The organism is Zeimonas sediminis (genome assembly GCF_023721795.1).
GTDB lineage: Bacteria > Pseudomonadota > Gammaproteobacteria > Burkholderiales > Burkholderiaceae_E > Zeimonas > Zeimonas sediminis.
On the sequence record NZ_JAMQYE010000001.1, the window covers coordinates 372,677 to 392,488 of the forward strand.

Consider the following 19,812-nt stretch of genomic DNA (forward strand, 5'->3'; position numbering starts at 1 on the left):
CGGTCCAGGGCCGCCGACCGAAGGGGCGGCGCACGCGCTATGCTCTGGCGCGAGCGAGCTGCCCGCCTGACCGAGACCGCCGCCGACGAGCGGACCCCGGCAGCCCGGGCCCGAGGAGGAGACTGCGCATGCACTTCATGACGGGGATGGACCACCGCACGGTCCGCGCCAACGGGATCAAGGTGAATCTCTGGACCGGCGGGCAGGGGCCGGCCTTGCTGCTGCTGCATGGCTATCCGCAGACCGGCCAGATGTGGCGCAAGGTGGCGCCGAAGCTGCTCGACCGCTTCACCGTGGTGTGTCCGGACCTGCGCGGCTACGGCGACTCGGACAAGCCGCGCGACGGCTACGACAAGAAGACGATGGCGCGCGACATGCACGAGACGATGCTGGCGCTGGGCCACTCGTGCTACGCGCTGGTCGGCCACGACCGGGGCGCGCGGGTCGCGCATCGGCAGGCGCTGGACAATCCGGACGCGGTCACGAAGCTGTGCGTGCTCGACGTCGTGCCGACGCACACCGTGTTCTCGAAGGCCGACCGCCACCTCGCGGCCGCCTACTGGCACTGGTTCTTCTTCCAGGCGCCCGACCTGCCCGAGATCATGCTGCAGGCCGCGCCCGAGGCCTTCCTGCGCCAGATGTTCCGCGCGCTGACCTTCCGGGCCGGCGCGATCGAGGAGCCCATGTTCCAGGAGTATCTGCGCGCCTTCACGCAGCCCGGCACGATCCGCGCCGGCCTGGAGGACTATCGCGCCGCCGCGACCCGCGACCTCGAGGACGACGAGCGCGATCTGGCCAAACGGCTGCGCTGTCCGGTGCTGGCGATCTGGGGAAGCTACGGCAAGATGGACGCGCTGTTCGACGTGCTGGCGACCTGGAAGGAGAAGGCCGACGACGTGCATGGCCACGCGCTCGACTGCGGCCACTTCATTCCCGAGGAGGCCCCCGACGAGTTGCTGGCGGCGCTGGGCGCGTTCTTGTCGGCCTGATTCGTTCCTGGCCAGCCGAAGCGGCCGCCGCGGAAGGCGAGTGCGCCCTCCTGGTCGGCCTGCTTCGCGTCCTTCGCTGCCGGGCAGTCGTGGTCCTCAGGTCGCCTCAGGCCTCAGGCCGCCAGCTTCTGCGGTTCGGCGATCGCCGGCGAGGCGGCTGGCGCCGACGCGCGGATCAGGTGGTCGAAGGCCGACAGGCTGGCCTTCGCGCCTTCGCCCATCGCGATGACGATCTGTTTGTACGGCACCGTCGTCGCGTCGCCGGCGGCGAACACGCCAGGCACCGAGGTCTGGCCGCGGGCGTCGACCTCGATCTCGCCGCGCGGGCTCAGCGCCACCGCGCCCTTCAGCCAGTCGGTGTTGGGCAGCAGGCCGATCTGCACGAACACGCCCTCGAGCTCGAGTTTGTTCACGTCGCCGCTCACGCGGTCCTTGTAGACCAGGCCGTTCATCTTGCTGCCGTCGCCGGTGACCTCGGTGGTCTGGGCATTCACGATCACGGTCACGTTGGGCAGGCTCTTCAGCTTGGACTGCAGCACCGCGTCGGCGCGCAGCTTGCCGTCGAACTCGAGCAGGGTCACGTGGGCCACCACGCCGGCCAGGTCGATCGCGGCTTCCACGCCCGAGTTGCCGCCGCCGATCACCGCCACCCGCTTGCCCTTGAACAGCGGGCCGTCGCAGTGCGGGCAGTAGGCCACGCCCGCGCCGCGGTACTCGCGCTCGCCGGGCACGTTCATCTCGCGCCAGCGGGCGCCGGTGGCCAGGATCACGGTCTTCGCCTTCAGCGTGGCGCCGCCGGCGAGCTTCACCCGCGCCAGCCCGTCGACGCCGGCCGGCTCGAGCGCCTCGGCGCGCTGCAGGTTCATCACGTCGACCTCGTATTCGCCCACGTGCGCCTCGAGCGCGCGGACCAGTTTCGGGCCCTCGGTCTGCGGCACCGAGATCAGGTTCTCGATGCCCATCGTGTCGAGCACCTGGCCGCCGAAGCGCTCGGCCACCACCCCGGTGCGGATGCCCTTGCGGGCGGCGTAGATCGCCGCGGCCGCGCCGGCCGGGCCGCCGCCGACCACCAGCACGTCGAAGGCCTCCTTCGCGTCGAGCTTCTCGGCCTCGCGCGCCGCGGCTCCGGTGTCGACCTTGGCGAGGATCTCCTCGAGCGTCATCCGGCCCTGGCCGAAGGCCTCGCCGTTCAGGAAGACCGTGGGAACCGCCATGATCTTGCGCGACTCCACCTCGCCCTGGAACAGCGCGCCGTCGATCATCGTGCTGGTCACGCCCGGGTTCAGCACGGCCATCAGGTTCAGCGCCTGGACCACGTCCGGGCAGTTGTGGCAGGACAGCGAGATGAAGGTCTCGAAGCGGAACTCGCCCTTCAGGTTGCGGATCTGCTCGATCGTCGCGGCGTCGACCTTGGGCGGGTAGCCGCCAGCCTGCAGCAGCGCGAGCACCAGCGAGGTGAACTCGTGGCCCATCGGGATGCCGGCGAAGGCCACGCGAGCGGCCTGGCCCGCGGCGCCCACGGTGAACGACGGCTTGCGGGCGTCGGCGCCGTCCTCGCGCAGCGCGATCTTCGGCGACAGCGACGCGATCTCGCGCAGCAGTTCGCGCAGTTCGTCGGACTTCGCGCCGTCGTCGAGCGAGGCGACCAGTTCGATCGGCTGCTCGAGCTTCTGCAGGTAGGCCTCGAGCTGGGTGCGGATGTTGGCGGCGAGCATGTTCAGTTCCTCCTGGAGAGTGGAAGATCGCAGTGCGAAGCCGTCGGCGAACGGCTTGGCGCTGCGATCTGCCCGCGCCGGCCGGGGCCGGCGGGGCGATCGGCGCGGTCCGCGATGCTGCGGGGCGGACTGCCGGTAGTGAGCCGGAGGCCGAGGCCTCCGGCGGGCAGGTCAGGCGATCAGATCTTGCCGACCAGGTCCAGCGACGGGGCCAGCGTGGCTTCGCCCGGGGTCCACTTGGCGGGGCAGACTTCGCCCGGATGCGCGGCGACGTACTGGGCAGCCTGGACCTTGCGCAGCAGCTCCTTGGCGTCGCGGCCGATGCCGTTGTCGTGGATCTCGCACAGCTTGATCTGGCCTTCCGGGTTGATCACGAAGGTGCCGCGCAGCGCCAGGCCCTCTTCCTCGATCATCACGTCGAAGTTGCGGGTGATCGCGCCGGTCGGGTCGCCGATCATCGGGTAGCGGATCTTGGCGATCGTGTCCGAGGTGTCGTGCCAGGCCTTGTGGGTGAAGTGCGTGTCGGTCGACACCGCGTAGATCTCCACGCCCAGCGCCTTGAAGGTGTCGTAGTGGTCGGCCAGGTCGCCGAGCTCGGTCGGGCAGACGAAGGTGAAGTCGGCCGGGTAGAAGACGACGACCGACCACTTGCCCTTCAGGTCCTCGCTGCTGACCGGCACGAACTTGCCGTTGTGGTAGGCGGTGGCCTTGAAGGGCTTGATTTCGGTGTTGATCAGGGACATTTGTCGCTCCTTTTGGGTATCGAGGAAGTGGTTGGGACAGGGCGAATATTAGATATGACTATCGAACGCGTCTAATGAATTGTCGCGATCAATTAAATTGGCAATGACTATCGAAAAATCGGCGTTTGATAGGGAGCAGTGCGATTCCGGGCGCGGAAGGCGCGCCGGCCGCGCGGGCGGGGGCTGGGCCCGCGGCAGGCGGATCGGCCCGATGGGGATAGAATTGCGGCCGCTCGACGAGGCCAGGCCTTGACTGACATCCCGACCCCCTTCGATCTCGCGATGATGCGCCTGGCGCTCGACCAGGCCCGCAATGCCTGGACCGTTGGCGAGGTGCCGGTCGGGGCGGTGCTGGTCCGCGAGGGCGGGGTGCTGGCCACCGGCTACAACCAGCCGATCGCGTCGCACGACCCGACCGCGCACGCCGAGATCTGCGCGCTGCGCGCCGGCAGCACCTTGCTCGGCAACTACCGGCTGCCCGACTGCGAGCTCTACGTCACGCTGGAGCCCTGCGCGATGTGCGCGGGCGCGCTGATGCACGCGCGGCTGCGCCGGGTCGTGTGGGGCGCGCCGGACCCCAAGACCGGCGCGGCGGGCAGCGTGGTCGACCTGTTCGGCGAGGCGCGGCTGAACCACCAGACGGTCGCGGTCGGCGGCGTGCTGGCCGACGAGTGCGGCGCGCTGCTGCGGGAATTCTTCGCCGAGCGCCGGCGTTCCGCGCGCTCCGGCGCCTGAGCGGCGGGGCAGGCATGGCCGATCCCTCGCCCCGCGCCGGTTCCGGCGCCGTCGCGGGCGGTGCGCCGCAGCGCCCGCAGCGGATCCTGATCGTCAAGCTCACCTCGCTTGGGGACGTGATCAAGGCGCTGCCTGTCGTCGACGACATTCGCCGCGCGCTTCCCGGCGCGACCGTCGACTGGGTGGTCGAGCGGCCCGTCGACCGCCTGCTCGCGCTCTGCGAGGGGCTGGACGCGGTGATCCCGCTCGAACTGCGCCGCTTTCGCAAGGAGCGGCGCTACGGCGCGGCCCTGCGCGCAGCGCTGCGCGACCTCGGGCAGCTTCGGGCGCGGCGCTACGACTGTATCGTCGACCTGCAGGGCCGGCGCAAGAGCGCGATCGTGGCGGCGCTGGCGCGCGGTCCGGTGATCGGCCCCGCGCCGGGGCCGTCCAGCGAGCCGATGTACCACCGCCTTTATCGCCGCACCGTCGACCGGGCGTCGATCGACGGGCTGGACGCGATCACGGTCAACCGGGTGCTCGCGGCCCGGGCGCTGGGTTATCCGCTGCCCGAGCGCGCGCCGCACTTCGGGCTGCGCGCGGCGGCGGCGCCGGCGAGCGATCTCGCTCCGCAGGCGCCCTTCGCGGTGCTCGTGCACGGCAGCTCCCGCCCCGAGAAGACCTGGCCGGAGGCCGACTGGATCGAACTGGGGCTCCGGCTGTCGCGCCGGGGCTTGCGCTGCCTGCTGCCATGGGGCGACGCGGGCGAGAGGGCGCGTGCGCTGAGACTGGCCGCGGGAATCGGCGACGCGCTGGTGCCCGAGCGGATGCCTTCGCTGCCCGAGTGGGTGGGCCTGCTGGGCGCGGCCCGCCTGGTCGTCGGCGTGGACAGCGGCCTGACTCATCTCGCCGCCGCGAGCGGCGCGCCGACGATCGCGATCTTCACCGCCACCTCAGCGGCGATCTTCAGGGTCGAGGCGGACACGCCGCACCGCAACCTGGGAGACGGGCGCGGGCCGGTGCCGCTGTCCGAGGTGCTCGACGCGGCCGACGCGCTGCTGGCCGCTTCGTAGGCCGCTCCGCGGATTGCTTCCTGGGTCGCGTGTCGGGTCGCTTCCGCCGCTTCCGGCCCCCGAAACGAAGCGCGGCCCTCGTGGGGCCGCGCGGCGATCAGCGAAACGCGTGAGCGATCACTGGATCTTCGCCTTGGCGCGAAGCTCCTTCTGGAGTTCCTGTACCCGCTCGCGCTCGAGCTGCTGGCGGATCTGCGGCTGGACCTGCTCGAGCGGCGGCGGCGCGGAGTCGCGGACGTCGTCGAGGCGGATCACGTGCCAGCCGAACTGGGTCTTGACCGGGGCCTCGGTGAACTTGCCTTTCTCGAGCGCGACCATCGCGTCGGAGAACTCCTTGACGAAGGTGTCGCGGGTGTTCCAGTCGAGGTCGCCGCCCTGCGCGGCAGAGCCGGTGTCCTTGGACTTCTTGGCCAGTTCCTCGAAGGCCGTGCCCTTCTTCAGGTCGGCGATGATCTGCTTGGCCTCGTCCTCGGTCTCGACCAGCACGTGGCGGGCGCGGTATTCCTTCTGGGCGGACTCCTTGGCGACCTTGTCGTACTCGGCCTTGACCTCCGCGTCGGTGATCGGCTTGTTCTTCAGGTGGTCGCGGATCACCGCGCGGATCAGGATGTCCTGGCGGACCGCGTCGAGCTGGCGCTGCACCTCGGGGTTGCGGGTCAGGCCCTTCTTCTCGGCTTCCTGGGCGAACAGCTCGCGGGCGATCAGCTCCTCGCGGACGGCGGCGCGCAGCTCGGGGGTGTCGGGCCGGCCCTGGGCGACCAGCGCGGCGACGAACTCGTCGACGCTCTTGCTCGGGATCGGCTTGTTGTTGACGACCGCGGCGTTCTGCGCCAGCGCGGCCGAGGCGACCGGCAGGAGTGCCACGGCCGCGAGCTTCGCGAGGCGAAGCGACAGGGTGTTCGAGGGCATCGTCATCCTTTGCTGCTTTCGGGAGTGGCCGGCCGCGCGTCGATCGACAGCGCGTGGATGCGATGGGGCATCCAGTCGGCCACGGCATCATACACGAGGCGATGTCGCGCCACGACGGGCATTCCGGCGAAGCGCGCCGACACGATCTTCACCCTGAAATGCCCGGCGCCGCCGGCCGCGCCGGCGTGCCCGGCATGCGCGGCGCTGTCGTCGACGATCTCGATTCCTGCGGCCTCGGGGAAGGCGCCGGCGAGCCGTTGCCGCAGTTCGTCGATCTCGGGCTTCACGGCTTTTCCTCCTCGATGAAGCGGCTCACGTAGAAGGCCTGCGCCACCACGAAGGCGAGCGTCAGGCCCAGCGTGCCGAACAGCTTGAAGCTGACCCAGGTGTCGGTGGAGAAGCCGTAGGCGACGGCCAGGTTCAGCACCGCCATGACCGCGAAGAACAGCATCCAGGCCAGGTTCAGCTTCCGCCAGACCGGGTCGGGCAGCACGAGTTGCGAGCCCATCGCGGCCTTGATCAGGTCGCGCCCGAAGAACAGCCGGCCGCCGCCCAGCACCGCCGCGAACAGCCCGTAGAGCACGGTGGGCTTCCACTTGATGAAGGTTTCGTCCTGCCAGAGCAGGGTGAGGCCGCCGAAGACCGCGATGATCGCCAGGCCGGCCCACTGCATCGGCTCGACCGGGCGGGAGCGCAGCTTGAGCCAGCCGATCTGCGCGAAGCTCGCGGCGATCGCCACCGCGGTGGCCGCGTAGATGTCGACCAGCTTGTAGGCGACGAAGAAGAGCAGGATCGGGAAGAGGTCGAAGAGTAGCTTCATGGCAGCTAGTATAAAATCACCGGTTTTGTCCCAGATCCCAGGAGAATAGAGATGGCCGAACGTTCGCGTACCCGTCGCAACACGCTCGAGCGCCGCTGCCTGCCGAAGTACCTGAAGAGGCTCTTCAAGGGCTCGTCGCGCACCACTTTCCGGATGCTCGAGAAGATCAAGAAGGCCTGATCACTCGGGCTCGAAGCGCAGCGACAGCGAGTTGATGCAGTAGCGAAGGCCCGTCGGCGGCGGGCCGTCCTCGAACACGTGGCCGAGGTGCGCGTCGCACACCGCGCACAGCGCCTCGGTCCGCACCATGCCCCAGCTCGTGTCGGTGCGCAGCGTGATCCGCGCCGCGTCGATCGGCTGCCAGTAGCTCGGCCAGCCCGATCCGGAGTCGTACTTGTGCGCGGACGCGAACAGCGGAGTGCCGCAGCACACGCACAGGTAGCGCCCCGGCGTCTTCAGGTTCCAGTAGCGGCCGGTGAACGCCCGCTCGGTGCCGTGCCGGCGGGCCACCTCGAATTCCTCCGGCGACAGCCGGCGGCGCCATTCTTCGTCGGTCAGCTCGACGCGGTCGGCCGCCGCGCCTTCCTGGGTCGTTTCCGGTTTCGTGGTCACGATGAGCAGCTCACTTCGAGGTGGGCCGCCCAGTCCGGGGGCAGGGCGGCAAGGTCCTCGTGTTCGGGTTGATCGTCGAAGGGCCGGCGCAGCACCTGCAGCAGTCGCCGCACCATGCCGGGGTCGCGCTCGCGGGCCTGGCGGATCGCCAGCTCCGCCAGGTGATTGCGCAGCACGTATTTCGGGTTCACACGGTTCATCCGCCGGCCGCGCTCGGCATCGTTGCTGCCCTCGTCGCGCAGGCGGGCGCGCCAGCGCGCCGCCCAGCCGTCGAACAGCGCCGGATCGACGAACAGGTCGCGACAGCGGCTGCCCGGGCGCTGCGCGCCGGGGCGAATGTCCTCGGCGGCTAGCCCGACGGAGCCCAGGCGCCTGAAAAAGCTCGTGAAGTCGACCCGCTGCGCGTGCAGCAGGTCCAGCGTGGCGCGAACCAGCGCGTCGTCGCCGCCGCGCTCGGTGGCGAGCCCGAGCTTGGCCCGCATCAGCCGCCCGTACTCGGCGTCGAAGGCCGGGCCGAAGCTCGCCAGAGCCTCCTTCGCGTCGTCGACGCCGCCGCCGGCCTCGGCGATCAGCGGCATCAGCGCATCGCCCAGGCACCAGCAGTTCCACTCCGCGATCTTCGGCTGCATCGAGTAGCTGTACCGGCCCAGGTCGTCGGAGTGATTGCAGACGTGGTTCGGGTCGAAGCGGTCGAGGAAGCCGAAGGGGCCGTAGTCGATCGTGAGGCCCAGCGCCGACATGTTGTCGGTGTTCATGACGCCGTGGCAGAAGCCGACCGATTGCCAGGCGGCGACGAGCCGCGCGGTGCGCTCGGTGACCTCGCGCAGCAGCGCCAGCCACGGATTCGGCGCGCCGAGAAGCTCCGGGTAGTGCTGCGCGAGCAGGGTCTCGCCGAGCAGCTTAAGGCGCTCGGGCTGGCCGAAATGGCGAAAGTACTCGAAGGAGCCGAAGCGCAGGAAGGACGGCGACATCCGCGTGACGACGGCTGCGGTCTCGACGGTCTCGCGAAAGACCGGTTCGTCGGAGGCGACCAGTGCCAGCGCCCGGGTGGTCGGGATGCCGAGGCCGTGCATCGCCTCCGAGCACAGGAACTCGCGGATCGAAGAGCGCAGCACCGCGCGGCCGTCGGCGCCTCGCGAGAAGGGGGTTCGGCCGGCGCCCTTGAGCTGCAGCTCCCAGCGGCTGCCTTCGGCGCCGATCGCCTCGCCCAGCAGGATCGCCCGGCCGTCGCCGAGGCGCCCGGCCCAGACGCCGAACTGGTGGCCCGCGTAGACGGCCGCCAGGGGCTCGGCGCCGTCGATCGGGCGGTTGCCGGCCAGCGCGTCGACGACGGCCGGGTCGTCGAAGGCCGAGGCCGGCAGGCCCAGCGCCTCGGCGGCGTCGGTCGAGGCGGCCACCAGCCAGGGCTCGGGCAGGGGCGCCGGCCGGACCCGCGCGTAGAAACCGTCGGGCAGGCGGGCGAAGCGGTTGTCGAAGGCGAGCCCGGGCACGCGCAAAGGCTGCGGCGCCTGCCGCGGCGCGTCGCCGGGCGCGGCGGCCTGCGCCGATCCGCCGTCGGCCCTGCCGGTCGATCCGAAAGCTTGATCCATGTGGGAATTCTAGGGCCGGCAAGGGGTTCGCAGGCCTGAATCCCTCGCCGTGTCGCTAGAATCCGCGGTGTTCACGAAACAACTCTCGCAGGAGACATCGAACATGCAAGGCCTGATGATGGACATGCCGCTGCTGGTTTCGTCGCTGTTGCAGCACGCGGCCCGCCACTACGGGGACACCGAGATCGTCTCGCGGCGCGTCGAAGGCGACATCCACCGCTACACCTACGCGGATTGTCACGAGCGGGCCAGGCAACTGGCCGATGCCTTCGTGCGCTCGGGCACGGCGGTCGGCGACCGGATCGCCACGCTGGCCTGGAACGGCTACCGGCACATGGAGCTGTACTACGCGGTCGGCGGCCTGGGCGGCGTGATCCACACGATCAACCCGCGACTTCACCCGGAGCAGATCGCCTGGATCGTCAACCACGCCGGCGACACGCACCTGGCCTTCGACCTGACCTTCCTGCCGATCGTCGAGGCGATCGCGGCCAAGTGCCCGACGGTCAAGAGCTGGATCGCGATGTGCGACCCGGACAAGCAGCCGAAGTCCGACAAGATCCCCAACCTGGTCAACTACGAGGAGTTCCTCGCGAAGGGCTCGGCCGGCTACCGCTGGCCCGAGCTCGACGAGCGCACGGCCTGCGGCCTGTGCTACACCTCGGGCACCACCGGCAACCCGAAGGGCGCAATGTACGCGCACCGTTCCACGGTGCTGCACGCCTATGCCGCGGCGCTGCCCGACGCGATGGGCGCCTCGGCGCGCGACAGCATCCTGCCGGTCGTGCCGATGTTCCACGTCAACGCCTGGGGCCTGCCCTACATCTGCCCGCTGGTGGGTGCCAAGCTGGTGTTCCCGGGGCCGGCGCTCGACGGCAAGTCGCTCTACGAGCTGATGGAGGCCGAAGGCGTCACCTATTCGGCGGGCGTGCCGACCGTGTGGCTGGGCCTGCTGCAGCACGTCGGCTCGATCGGCGCGAAGTTCTCGTCGCTCAGGCGCACCGTGATCGGCGGCTCGGCCTGCCCGCCGGCGATGATCCGCGCGTTCAACGACCAGTACGGCGTCGAGGTGATCCACGCCTGGGGCATGACCGAGCTCTCGCCGCTGGGCACGCTGAGCCGCCTGCAACTCAAGCACGAGAAGCTGCCCGAGGAGGCCCAGCGCAAGATCCTCGAGAAGCAGGGCCACGTGATCTTCGGCATCGACATGAAGATCGTCGGCGACGACGGCACGGAGCTGCCCTGGGACGGCAAGACCTTCGGCAACCTGCTGGTCCGCGGCCCCTGGGTCATCAAGGAATACTTCCGCGGCGAGGGCGGCGATCCGCTCGAGTACGACCCCGACGGTCGCGGCTGGTTCCCCACCGGCGACGTGGCCACGATCGACGCCGACGGCTACATGCAGATCACCGATCGCAGCAAGGACGTGATCAAGTCCGGCGGCGAGTGGATCAGCACGATCGACCTGGAGAACCTGGCGATCGCGCATCCGGCAGTGGCCAACGCGGCGGTGATCGGCGTCGCGCATCCGAAGTGGGACGAGCGGCCGCTCCTGATCGTCGCGAAGAAGCCGGGCGCCGAGGTCACCAAGGAGGAGCTGATCGCCTTCTACGAGGGCAAGATCGCGAAGTGGTGGACCCCGGACGACGTGCAGTTCGTCGATGCGATCCCGCTCGGCGCGACCGGCAAGATCCTCAAGACGAAGCTGCGCGAGCAGTTTGCCGGATACAAGCTGCCCACCGCGTGAGCGGCCTGGGAGTATGGCGTCGGCGGCGTTCCCGCCGCGCCGTACTCGCCACGAGAATTGCCCCACGGGGCTTCGGGCCGGCTTGCCCGGCCCGAAATCTCGTTTATGATCCGCGGCAGGCGGCGATCGATCGCCCCCGGGTCGACACAGACCGAACTCAGAAGGAGACAACGATGAGCAAGAAATTCGCTTTCGCGGCATTCTCTGTGGCGTTCGCCGCAGCCGCCGCCGCCCCGGCCGCCTGGGCGCAGTCGGGCACCGTCAAGGTCGCGTGGATCGACCCGCTCTCGGGGATGATGGCCCCGGTCGGCCAGAACCAGCTGCGCAGCTGGCAGGCCGTGACCGAGATCGCCAACCGCGAGAAATGGGCCGGCGACGTCAAGTTCGAGATGGTTCCCTTCGACGGCAAGCTCAGCCCGCAGGAAAGTCTGACGGTCCTGAAATCGATCATCGACCAGGGCATCCGCTACATCACCCAGGGCAACGGCTCCAGCGTCGCGATCGCGCTGGCCGACGCGGTCGAGAAGCACAACGCGCGCAACCCGGGCAAGGAAATCGTCTTCCTGAACTACGCGGCGGTCGACCCGATCCTGACCAACCAGAAGTGCAGCTTCTGGCACTTCCGTCTCGACATCAACGCCGACATGAAGATGGAGGCGCTGACCACGTACATGGCCAAGCGTCCGGAGATCAAGAAGGTCTACCTGATCAACCAGGACTACTCGTTCGGCCACGCGGTCGAGAAGGCGGCCGAGGAGTACCTGAAGGTCAAGCGTCCCGACATCCAGATCGTCGGCAAGGATCGCCACCCGCTCGCGCAGGTCCGCGACTTCGCGCCCTACGTGGCGAAGATCAAGGCCGCCGGCGCCGACACGATCATCACCGGCAACTGGGGCGCCGACATGGCGCTGCTGATCAAGGCCGCCAAGGACGCCGGCCTCGACGCCAAGTTCTACACCTACTACGCCGGCACCACCGGCGTGCCGACCCAGATGGGCGCGGCGGGCGAGGACCGGGTGCGCGTGGTGAGCTACTGGAACACCAACGACGCCGGCGAGCGGGCCGACAAGATCGTCATGGACTTCAAGAAGAAGCACAACGACGACTACTACACGATGGCCACCTACACCGGCATCAAGATGCTCGCCGAGGGGATGAAGAAGGCCAAGTCGACCGACCCGGTCAAGGTCGCGTTCGCGATGGAAGGCCTGAAGTTCCAGTCGCTGAACGGCGAGGTCGAGATGCGCGCCAGCGATCACCAGCTGCAGCAGCAGGTCGTGATCACGTCCTGGCAGAAGGTCGACGGCAAGACCGTCCGCCACGACGTCGAGAACACCGGCTACGGCTGGAAGACCGAGGCCAAGCTCGACGCCTACGTGGCGTCGCAGCCCACCTCGTGCAACATGAAGCGGCCGAAGGGCTGATTGCCGCCCGAACGCCCCGGGGCCCCGGCCCCGGGGCGGCTTGCGCAGAAAACTCCGCCTTCCAGGACCCCGTCCGGTCGCCTGCCCTCGTGTGCAGGGAGGGCCGCGGGTGCCGTCTGCCCGGTTCGCACACATCGTGGAATTCGTCGTCATCTCGCTGCTGAACGGCATCAGCTACGGGCTGCTGCTGTTCATGCTCGCGTCAGGCCTCACGCTGATCTTCAGCATGATGGGCGTGCTTAACTTCGCGCACGCCTCCTTCTACATGATCGGGGCCTACTTCGCGTACCAAATCAGCCAGTGGATCGGCTTCTGGCCGGCGCTGTTCGTCGCGCCGCTGCTGGTCGGGGTGCTCGGCGCGCTGGTCGAGCGATACGGCCTGCGGCGGGTGCACAAGTGGGGCCACGTGCCGGAGCTGCTGTTCACCTTCGGCCTGTCGTACATCATCGTCGAACTGGTCCAGATCGTCTGGGGCCGGGCGGCGGTGCCCTACCAGGTTCCCGAGGAACTGTCGGGCACGCTGTTCACCGTGTTCTCCACCAATTTCCCCGCCTACCGCGGCTTCATGATGCTGGTGGCGGTGTTCATGCTGGTCGCGATCTGGCTGATGCTGACCCGCACCCGGATCGGGCTGGTGATCCAGGCTTCGCTGACCCATCCCGAGACCGTCGAGGCGCTGGGCCACAACGTGCCGCGGGTCTTCATGCTCACCTTCGGCGGCGGCACGGCGCTGGCCGGGCTGGCCGGGGTGATCGGCGGCAACGCCTACGTGACCGAGCCCTCGATGGCGGCCCTCGTCGGGGCGATCATCTTCGTCGTCACGGTGGTCGGCGGCATGGGCTCGCTGGCCGGCGCCTTCGTCGCCTCGCTGCTGATCGGCCTGATGCAGACCTTCGCGATCGGCATCGACTGGTCGCCGGTTTCCTTCCTCGAAGGGCTCGGCATGCCGATGTCCTCCGACGCCTTCCTCTATCCGATCATGTCGCTGAAGCTTTCGCAGGTTTCGCCGGTGCTGCCCTACGTGCTGCTGGTGCTGGTGCTGATCTTCCGGCCGCGCGGCCTGATGGGCACGCGGGAGGGCTGAGGCGATGTCGAAGACGGTCAGTTTCGCGCCCTACAACGTCGGGCGCTGGTTCGTGTGGGGCGGGGCGGCGCTGATCTTCGCCGTGCTGCCGCTGATCTTCACCAGCGGCTTCGCGATCACCCTGCTGTCGCAGATGGGGATCATGATCATCTTCGCGCTGGCCTACAACGTGATCTTCGGCCAGGGGGGCATGCTGTCCTTCGGCCACGCGGTGTACTCGGGCCTCGGCGCGTTCTTCGCGATCCACGCGATGAACTGGGTCGGCGACGGCCGGATCTGGATCCCGATGTCGCTGATCCCGCTGGTGGGCGGCGTGTTCGGCGCGATCTTCGGCGTGATCTTCGGCTACGTGACCACGAAGAAGGCCGGCACGCCGTTCGCGATGATCACGCTGGGCATCGGCGAGATGGTCTTCGCCGCGTCGCTGATGTTCCCCGGCTTCTTCGGGGGCGAGGGCGGCGTGTCGAGCAACCGCGTGGTCGGCGATCCCTTCCTCGGCGTCACCTACGGCCCGTCGATCGAGGTCTACTACCTGATCGCGGTCTGGTGCTTCGTCTGCATGGTCGCGATGTTCGCGTTCTCGCAGACGCCGCTCGGCAGGATCTCCAACGCGGTGCGCGACAACCCGGAGCGGGCCGAGTTCATCGGCTACAACACCCAGCGGGTGCGCTTCCTGGTGCTGATCGTGTCGGCCTTCTTCGCAGGGATCTCCGGCGGACTGGCGGCGATCAACTTCGAGATCGTCACCGCCGAGAACGTCTCGGCGATCCGCTCGGGCGGCGTGCTGCTGGCCACCTTCATCGGCGGCGCGATGTTCTTCTTCGGGCCGGTGCTGGGCGCGGTGATCTTCATCTTCTTCGCGGTGGCCCTGTCCGAGTACACCGATGCGTGGCAGTTCTACCTGGGCGTGTTCTTCGTGCTGATGGTCATGTACGCGCCGGGCGGCGTGGCTTCGCTGATCCTGATGAACCTGCGGGTCGCGAAGTTCGGGCTGTTCAACAGGCTGTGGCGGCCCTACGGGAAGGTCCTGTCCGCGGGCTTCCTGCTGCTGATCGGCGTGATCATGCTGGTCGAGATGAGCTATCACCTGACGCTGGGCTTCGGCACCGGCGGCGGCATGAAGCTGTTCGGCTTCCAGGTCGACGCGAGCACCGCGATGCCCTGGATCGTGGCGGTGCTGGTCACCGGCGGCGGCGGATGGCTGTTCCACCTGATGCGCAGGGAGTTCATGCGCGAGTGGGGCAGCGTGCAGGCCGTGATCGAAGACCGGATCCAGCGCGGGCTGGCTTCCTGAAACCGGACCGACGAAGGCACGATCCGATGAGAGAAATTTCCAGCGAATCCGCGCTGAAGCTGACCGACGTCCGCAAGAGCTTCGGCAAGACCGAGATCATCCGCGGCGTGAACCTCGACATCCGCAAGGGCGAGCGCCATGCGGTGATCGGGCCCAACGGCGCGGGCAAGTCGACGCTGTTCAACCTGATCTCCGGGCGCTTCCCGGTCAGCTCGGGCAGCATCGAGCTGAACGGCCAGGACATCACCGGCCTCAAGCCCTTCGAGATCAACCGGCGCGGGCTGTCGAGAAGCTTCCAGATCACCAACATCTTCCACCGGCTGTCGGTCTTCGAGAACATCCGTTGCGCCACGCTGTACGCGCTCGGCTATCGGTACTCGTTCTGGCACCGGCTGGCCGGGCTCGTCGACGCGGCCGAGCGGGCCGAGGACATCCTGACCCGGATCGGCCTGCAGAGCAGGCGCGACACCCAGGCCGGCCTGCTCACCTACGCCGAGCAGCGGGCGCTCGAGATCGGCATCACGATCGCCGGCGGCGCCGACGTGATCCTGCTCGACGAACCCACCGCCGGCATGAGCCGCTCGGAGTCCGATCACGCGGTGGAGCTGATCTCGCGCGTCACCGAAGGCAAGACCCTGGTCATGGTCGAGCACGACATGAGCGTCGTGTTCGGCCTGGCCGACCGGATCTCGGTCGTCGTCTACGGCGAGGTGATCGCCACCGACCGGCCGGCCGGCATCAAGTCCAACCGCGCGGTGCAGGAAGCCTACCTGGGCACCACGCTCGCAGAAGCCTGAAGCGGGCCGAACATGTCAGAAGCGATTCTCGAAGTCCACGACCTGCACGCCTACTATGGCAAGAGCCACGTGCTGCACGGCGTCGACATGGTCGTGCGGAAGGGCGAAATCGTCAGCCTGCTCGGCCGCAACGGCGTCGGGCGCTCGACCACCGTCAAGACCGTCATGGGCCTGGTCGAGGGCACCGGCACTGTCAAGTTCAAGGGCGAGACCATCCTCGGCCTGAAGCCATACCAGATCGCGCACAAGGGGCTCGGCTACGTGCCCGAGGCGCGCGACATCTTCCCGACGCTGACCGTCGAGCAGAACCTGATCCTCGGCCTGAAGGGCCGGGCGCCGGGCCGCTGGAGCTTCGACGACATGTACCGGATGTTCCCGCGGCTGAAGGAGCGCCAGCACACGCAGGCCGGCGTGCTGTCGGGCGGCGAGCAGCAGATGCTGACGCTGTGCCGCACGCTGATGGGCGACCCGGAGCTCATCATGATCGACGAGCCGACAGAGGGCCTCGCGCCGAAGATCGTCGAGCTGGTCGGCGAGTACTTGCAGGAGCTGAAGAACCGCGGCATCTCGGTGCTGCTGGTCGAGCAGAAGCTCGCGATCGCGCTCGACATCTCGCAGCGCGTGTACGTGATGGGCCACGGCCACATCGTTTTCGAGGGCACGCCGCAGGACCTCCGGGACAACGCCCGGATCCGGCAGGAGTGGCTGGAGGTCTGAAACGCGGAACGCCGGTGTATCGCCGGCGACGCGTTTTCGGCGCGTTACACTAGAGGTCGAGGGGTGCTCGCGCAGGCGGACACCCCGGCGTTTTCGCAGCACCCGCTTTTTTTTGACCATAAATCGAACGGGCGTTCGTTTTTCACCGGGCAAGTCCGTCGAGAATCGGATTCACGTCTTCAACCTGACTCGGGACCCACGCATGAGCCAAGCCCAGTACGCCATCCACGGCGATGTCGCCGTGATCACCATGAACAATCCGCCGGTCAACGGCCTGGGCCACGGCCTGCGGACCGGCATCGTCGAGGGCCTGCGCCGCGCGCAGGCCGATGCGGCGGTCAAGGCGATCGTCATCACCGGCGCCGGCAAGGCCTTCTCGGGCGGCGCCGACATCCGCGAGTTCAACACGCCGGCGGCGCTGGCCGAGCCCACGCTGCACACGGTGATCCGCGCGATCGAGGCGTCTGCCAAGCCGGTCGTCGCCGCGATCCACAGCGTGGCGATGGGCGGCGGCCTGGAGCTCGCGCTCGGCTGCCACTACCGGGTGGCGGCCACCGGCGCCCAGATCGCGCTGCCGGAGGTCAAGCTCGGCATCCTGCCCGGTGCCGGCGGCACGCAGCGGCTGCCCCGCGTGGTGCCGCTCGAGATGGCGACCAACATGATCGTGTCGGGCGCGGCGATCAAGTCCGAGAAGTTCAAGGGCACGAAGCTTTTCGACGAGATCGTCGACGGCGACGTGGTCGAGGCCGGGATCGCGTTCGCGCGCAAGGCGCTCGCCGAGAACCGCGGCCTGCCCAAGGTGCGCGACCTGAAGATCGCGCACGAGGACGCCGAGGCCTTCCTGCAGTTCTCGCTGAACACGGTCAAGGCGGTGGCGCGGAACTTCCCGGCGCCGGCCGCCTGCGTCGAGGCGATCCAGGCCGCGGTCAAGCTGCCCTTCGAGCAGAGCCTGGCGCGCGAGCGCGAGCTGTTCCTGCACCTGGTGCAGACGCCGGAGTCGAAGGCGCTGCGTCACGCCTTCTTCGGCGAGCGCGCGGCCAGCAAGGTTCCCGACGTGCCGGCCGACACGCCGCTGCGCCCGATCAAGTCGGCGGCGGTCATCGGCGCGGGCACGATGGGCGGCGGCATCACGATGAACTTCGTCAATGCCGGCATCCCGGTCAAGCTGCTCGAGATGAAGCAGGAGGCGCTCGACCGGGGCCTGGCCACGATCCGCAAGAACTACGAGAATTCGGCGAAGAAGGGCCGCATGACGATGGACGACGTCGAGAAGCGGATGGCGCTGATCTCGCCGACGCTGTCCTACGACGACATCGGCCAGGCCGACATCGTGGTCGAGGCGGTCTTCGAGGACATGCCGGTCAAGGAGCAGGTTTTCAAGAAGCTCGACGAGGTGATGAAGCCGGGCGCGATCCTGGCCACCAACACCTCCACGCTGGACGTGAACAAGATCGCCTCGTTCACGAAGCGGCCGCAGGACGTGATCGGCACGCACTTCTTCTCGCCGGCCAACGTGATGAAGCTGCTCGAGATCGTGCGCGGCGAGAAGACCGCCAAGGACGTTCTGGCCACCACGCTGGCGCTGTCCAAGACGATCCGCAAGACCGGCGTGGTCTCGGGGGTGTGCGACGGCTTCATCGGCAACCGGATGATCGAGCAGTACAGCCGCCAGGCCGGCTACATGGTCGAGGAGGGCGCCAGCCCGCAGCAGGTCGACAAGGCGATCGAGAAGTTCGGCTTCGCGATGGGCCCGTTCCGGATGAGCGACCTGGCCGGCAACGACGTGGGCTGGTACATCCGCAAGCGCCGCTACGTCGAGCGCCCCGACATGAAGTACCCGAAGATCGCCGACAAGATCTGCGAACTGGGCCGCTTCGGCCAGAAGACCGGCGCGGGCTTCTACCGCTACGAGGCGGGCAAGCGCGACGCGATCCCCGACCCGGTGGTCGACAAGCTGATCGAGGAGCACCGCAAGGAGATCGGCGTCACCCCGCGCAAGCTGTCCGACGACGAGATCGTGCACCGGCTGGTGTTCGCGCTGGTCAACGAGGGCGCGAAGATCCTCGAGGAAGGCATCGCGATGCGGGCGTCCGACATCGACATGATCTACCTGACCGGCTACGGCTTCCCGCTGTTCCGCGGCGGCCCGATGCTCTACGCCGACATGTACGGGCTCTACAACGTGGTGAACCGGATGCAGGACTTCGCGGCCAACCCGCACGGCGACCCGTCGTTCTGGACGCCGGCGCCGCTGCTCGCGAAGCTCGCCGCCGAAGGCAAGAGCTTCAACGGCTGACCGGCGCCCCCGGACGGAACGAAATTCGACGAACGCCGCGGCGCGCGCCGCCGCGGCACCGAAGACAGAGGAATCCAAGATGCGTGAAGCAGTGATCGTTTCCACCGCGCGGACCGGCCTGGCGAAGTCCTGGCGCGGCGCGCTGAACATGACCCACGGCGCGACGATGGGCGGGCACGTGGTGCGCGCGGCGATCGAGCGCGCCGGCATCGAGCCGGGCGAGGTCGAGGACGTGCTGATGGGCTGCGCCAACCCCGAGGGCGCCACCGGTTCGAACATCGCGCGGCAGATCGCGCTGGCCGCCGGCTGCCCGATCACCGTGTCGGGCGTGACCATCAACCGCTTCTGCTCGTCGGGCCTGCAGACGATCGCGATGGCCGCCCAGCGGGTCATCGCCGGCGAGGCCGACGTGTACGTGGCCGGCGGCGTCGAGTCGATCTCGTGCGTGCAGAACGAGATGAACATGCACATGATCCGCGACAAGGGCCTGATGAAGTCCAAGCCCGAGGTCTACTGGCCGATGCTGCAGACCGCCGAGATGGTGGCCAAGCGCTACAACATCCCGCGCGAGCGGATGGACGAGTACGGCGTGCAGAGCCAGCAGCGCGCCTGCGCGGCGGCCGCGGCCGGCAAGTTCAAGGACGAGATCGTGCCGATCACGGTGAAGATGGCGGTGGCCGACAAGGCCTCCGGCCAGCTCGGCACCAAGGAAGTCACGCTGGCCGACGACGAGGGCCGGCGCGAGGGCACGACCTACGAGGCGGTGTCGCAGATCCGCTCGGCGCTGCCCGGTGGGGTGATCGCGGCGGGCAACGCCAGCCAGTTCTCCGACGGCGCCGGCGCCTGCGTGGTGATGGACGCGAAGCTGGCCGAGAAGAAGGGCCTGAAGCCGCTCGGCTATTTCCGCGGTTTCGCGGTCGCCGGCTGCGAGCCCGACGAGATGGGCATCGGCCCGGTCTTCGCGGTGCCCAAGCTGCTCGCGCGGGCGGGCCTGAAGGTCGACGACATCGACATCTGGGAGCTGAACGAGGCGTTCGCGGTGCAGGTGCTGTACTGCCGCGACAAGCTGGGCATCCCGAACGAGAAGCTCAACGTCAACGGCGGCGCGATCGCGGTCGGCCACCCGTACGGCGTGAGCGGCCAGCGCCTCACCGGCCACGCGCTGATCGAGGGCAAGCGGCGCGGCGGCAAGTGGGCGGTGGTCACGATGTGCATCGGCGGCGGCATGGGCGCTGCGGGCCTGTTCGAGATCGCCTGATCGGTCTCGCGCAAGCGGCGGGGCCCGGTTT

Annotated in this window: 19 protein-coding genes; 12 read left to right on the top strand and 7 right to left on the bottom strand. The window is 68.7% G+C overall.

Annotation, left to right across the window (positions count from 1 at the left end; genetic code table 11):
* Nucleotides 1-128 precede the first annotated feature (128 nt).
* On the top strand, nt 129-989 hold the full coding sequence (locus M6I34_RS01710) for an alpha/beta fold hydrolase (protein WP_272483990.1): 861 nt from the start codon (nt 129-131) through the stop codon (nt 987-989).
* 113 nt (nt 990-1,102) lie between these two features.
* Here M6I34_RS01710 and ahpF read toward each other — a convergent pair whose 3' ends face one another.
* The gene (gene ahpF / locus M6I34_RS01715; RefSeq protein WP_272483991.1) at nt 1,103-2,704 is read right to left on the bottom strand and encodes an alkyl hydroperoxide reductase subunit F; all 1,602 of its coding nucleotides are present in this window, start codon (nt 2,702-2,704) and stop codon (nt 1,103-1,105) included.
* 179 nt (nt 2,705-2,883) lie between these two features.
* Nucleotides 2,884-3,447, bottom strand: coding sequence for an alkyl hydroperoxide reductase subunit C (gene ahpC / locus M6I34_RS01720; protein ID WP_272483992.1), 564 nt, complete (start codon nt 3,445-3,447; stop codon nt 2,884-2,886).
* Nucleotides 3,448-3,729: 282 nt separating this feature from the next.
* Between ahpC and tadA the strand changes: the two genes are divergently transcribed.
* Together tadA and waaC are read left to right on the top strand one after the other, a co-directional pair.
* Nucleotides 3,730-4,182 carry a tRNA adenosine(34) deaminase TadA gene (tadA, locus tag M6I34_RS01725; RefSeq protein ID WP_272486577.1) on the top strand — a complete coding sequence of 151 codons (453 nt, stop codon included), beginning with the start codon at nt 3,730-3,732 and terminating at the stop codon, nt 4,180-4,182.
* 14 nt (nt 4,183-4,196) lie between these two features.
* The gene (waaC, locus tag M6I34_RS01730) at nt 4,197-5,234 is read left to right on the top strand and encodes a lipopolysaccharide heptosyltransferase I (RefSeq protein ID WP_272483993.1); all 1,038 of its coding nucleotides are present in this window, start codon (nt 4,197-4,199) and stop codon (nt 5,232-5,234) included.
* Between the two features lie 117 nt (nt 5,235-5,351).
* Here the strand turns inward: waaC and M6I34_RS01735 are convergent, their stop codons facing one another.
* From M6I34_RS01735 to M6I34_RS01745, 3 genes are read right to left on the bottom strand one after another with little or no spacing between them, the layout of a single operon-like run.
* Nucleotides 5,352-6,149: a peptidylprolyl isomerase gene (locus M6I34_RS01735; RefSeq protein ID WP_272483994.1), complete on the bottom strand. Its 798-nt coding sequence runs from the start codon at nt 6,147-6,149 to the stop codon at nt 5,352-5,354.
* Nucleotides 6,146-6,430 (bottom strand): BolA family protein, encoded by a 285-nt coding sequence (locus M6I34_RS01740; protein WP_272483995.1) that lies wholly within the window; start codon nt 6,428-6,430, stop codon nt 6,146-6,148. Before M6I34_RS01740 ends, M6I34_RS01735 begins: the two co-directional genes overlap by 4 nt.
* On the bottom strand, nt 6,427-6,963 hold the full coding sequence (locus M6I34_RS01745; RefSeq protein WP_272483996.1) for a septation protein A: 537 nt from the start codon (nt 6,961-6,963) through the stop codon (nt 6,427-6,429). The genes M6I34_RS01740 and M6I34_RS01745 overlap by 4 nt, the downstream gene beginning before the upstream one ends.
* Nucleotides 6,964-7,014: 51 nt before the next feature.
* On the opposite strand from M6I34_RS01745, the gene M6I34_RS01750 reads away from it, so the two are divergent.
* Nucleotides 7,015-7,143, top strand: coding sequence for a hypothetical protein (locus M6I34_RS01750; RefSeq protein WP_272483997.1), 129 nt, complete (start codon nt 7,015-7,017; stop codon nt 7,141-7,143).
* On the opposite strand, the gene msrB is transcribed toward M6I34_RS01750, so the two are convergent.
* Both msrB and M6I34_RS01760 read right to left on the bottom strand, forming a co-directional pair.
* The gene (msrB, locus tag M6I34_RS01755; RefSeq protein WP_272483998.1) at nt 7,144-7,575 is read right to left on the bottom strand and encodes a peptide-methionine (R)-S-oxide reductase MsrB; all 432 of its coding nucleotides are present in this window, start codon (nt 7,573-7,575) and stop codon (nt 7,144-7,146) included. It abuts the gene before it with no gap.
* Nucleotides 7,572-9,164, bottom strand: coding sequence for a protein adenylyltransferase SelO (locus M6I34_RS01760; protein WP_272483999.1), 1,593 nt, complete (start codon nt 9,162-9,164; stop codon nt 7,572-7,574). Before M6I34_RS01760 ends, msrB begins: the two co-directional genes overlap by 4 nt.
* A 103-nt stretch (nt 9,165-9,267) precedes the next feature.
* On the opposite strand from M6I34_RS01760, the gene M6I34_RS01765 reads away from it, so the two are divergent.
* The 8 genes from M6I34_RS01765 to M6I34_RS01800 all read left to right on the top strand — a co-directional run bounded on the left by M6I34_RS01765 (nt 9,268) and on the right by M6I34_RS01800 (nt 19,781).
* Nucleotides 9,268-10,911, top strand: coding sequence for a 3-(methylthio)propionyl-CoA ligase (locus tag M6I34_RS01765; RefSeq protein ID WP_272484000.1), 1,644 nt, complete (start codon nt 9,268-9,270; stop codon nt 10,909-10,911).
* A 173-nt stretch (nt 10,912-11,084) separates the two neighbouring features.
* Entirely contained in the window at nt 11,085-12,335 is a 1,251-nt protein-coding gene (locus M6I34_RS01770) for a branched-chain amino acid ABC transporter substrate-binding protein (protein WP_272484001.1), read from the top strand.
* 193 nt (nt 12,336-12,528) lie between these two features.
* Nucleotides 12,529-13,419, top strand: coding sequence for a branched-chain amino acid ABC transporter permease (locus tag M6I34_RS01775; RefSeq protein WP_418953528.1), 891 nt, complete (start codon nt 12,529-12,531; stop codon nt 13,417-13,419).
* Nucleotides 13,420-13,423: 4 nt separating this feature from the next.
* Entirely contained in the window at nt 13,424-14,713 is a 1,290-nt protein-coding gene (locus M6I34_RS01780; RefSeq protein ID WP_272484003.1) for a branched-chain amino acid ABC transporter permease, read from the top strand.
* 26 nt (nt 14,714-14,739) lie between these two features.
* Nucleotides 14,740-15,510, top strand: coding sequence for an ABC transporter ATP-binding protein (locus M6I34_RS01785; protein ID WP_272484004.1), 771 nt, complete (start codon nt 14,740-14,742; stop codon nt 15,508-15,510).
* 12 nt (nt 15,511-15,522) lie between these two features.
* Nucleotides 15,523-16,227, top strand: coding sequence for an ABC transporter ATP-binding protein (locus tag M6I34_RS01790; RefSeq protein ID WP_272484005.1), 705 nt, complete (start codon nt 15,523-15,525; stop codon nt 16,225-16,227).
* Between the two features lie 202 nt (nt 16,228-16,429).
* Nucleotides 16,430-18,523: a 3-hydroxyacyl-CoA dehydrogenase NAD-binding domain-containing protein gene (locus tag M6I34_RS01795; RefSeq protein ID WP_272484006.1), complete on the top strand. Its 2,094-nt coding sequence runs from the start codon at nt 16,430-16,432 to the stop codon at nt 18,521-18,523.
* 79 nt (nt 18,524-18,602) lie between these two features.
* On the top strand, nt 18,603-19,781 hold the full coding sequence (locus M6I34_RS01800) for an acetyl-CoA C-acyltransferase (protein ID WP_272484007.1): 1,179 nt from the start codon (nt 18,603-18,605) through the stop codon (nt 19,779-19,781).
* The last annotated feature ends 31 nt before the right edge of the window (nt 19,782-19,812 follow it).